This is a genomic window from Streptomyces durbertensis (assembly GCF_014156695.1).
Classification (GTDB): Bacteria; Actinomycetota; Actinomycetes; order Streptomycetales; family Streptomycetaceae; genus Streptomyces; species Streptomyces durbertensis.
The window spans coordinates 1-1,313 of the sequence record NZ_WMLF01000767.1 but is presented as its reverse complement, the minus strand read 5'-3'; the positions used below and the strand labels follow the sequence as shown (position 1 = coordinate 1,313).

The 1,313-nt window shown below is 77.9% G+C and carries 1 protein-coding gene; it reads left to right on the top strand.

The genetic code is table 11. The features are described 5' to 3' along the window. Positions 1-140: 140 nt before the first annotated feature. Positions 141-1,310, top strand: coding sequence for an AAA family ATPase (locus GL263_RS26650; protein WP_182858296.1), 1,170 nt, complete (start codon positions 141-143; stop codon positions 1,308-1,310). Positions 1,311-1,313 lie beyond the last annotated feature (3 nt).

Here is a 1,313-nt window from a genome sequence, read left to right as displayed (position 1 = left end):
GTCGCGGCCGGCGAGGGGGCGTACGCCGGCCGCGACCGGCCGGGGCGCCGCTCAACCCCGACCGCCCCCCGCTCGTCCTCCACACGGAACCCCGACCAGGCCGACCGGGCCGACCGGGCCGACCAGGAGGACGCACGGCTGTGATCACGACGTTGGCGGTGGAGAACTACCGCTCCCTGCGGCGGCTTGTCGTCCCCCTCGACCGGTTGACCGTCGTCACCGGCGGCAACGGCGTCGGCAAGTCGGCGCTCTACCGGGCGCTGCGGCTGCTGGCCGACTCCGCGCGCGACGGCGCCGTCGCCGCGCTCGCCCGCGAGGGCGGGCTCCGGTCGGCCCTGTGGGCCGGCGAGCCCGGCGGCAAGGGCGGCTTCGCCCCCCGGGAGGACACGACGTCGCTGCGCCTCGGCTTCGCCGGGGACGAGTTCGGCTACGCCGTCGACTTCGGCCACCCGCAGAGCGACCCGGGCTCGATGTTCGCCCTCGACCCGGAGATCAAGCGGGAGTCCGTGTGGAGCGGCCCCGTGCTGCGCCCCGCCGCGCTGCTCTCCGAACGCCACGGCCCCGCCGTGCGGCTGCGCGCCGCCGACCCGGGCGGCGCCTCGGCCGGCGGGGCCTCGGGCGGCGCGGAATGGACCGCCGCCGGGACGCTCCGCCCGTACGAGAGCATGCTGGCCGAGCTGGCCGACCCGCACCGCGCGCCGGAGCTGCTGCTGCTCCGCGAGACCCTCAGGTCCTGGCGCTTCTACGACCACGTCCGCACCGACGCCGCCGCACCGGCCCGCGCGCCGCGCGTCGGCACCCGCACGCCCGTCCTGGCGGCCGACGGCGCCGACCTGGCGGCCGCGCTCCAGACGATCCGGGAGATCGGCGACCCAAAGGCCCTGGACGACGCCGTGGACTCCGCGTTCCCCGGCAGCCGCCTGGCCGTCACCGAGCACGGCGGCCACTTCGAGGTCGCGCTGCGGCAGCCCGGCGTGCGCCGGCCGCTGCGCGCGGCGGAACTGTCCGACGGCACGCTGCGCTACCTGCTGTGGGCGGCCGCGCTGCTCTCTCCCCGGCCGCCCGCCCTGCTGGTGCTGAACGAACCGGAGACCAGCCTCCACCCGGAGCTGCTCCCCTCGCTCGCCGACCTGGTGCGGACCGCCGCCGAACGCACCCAGACGGTGGTGGTCACCCACGCCGCACCACTGGCCGCGGCGCTCGCCTCCCGCGGCGGCCGCACGATCGAACTCGTCCGGGACGGCGGCCCCACCGCCGTACGCGGCCAGGGGCTGCTCGACGAACCGGCCTGGCACTGGCCGGGACGCTGAGCG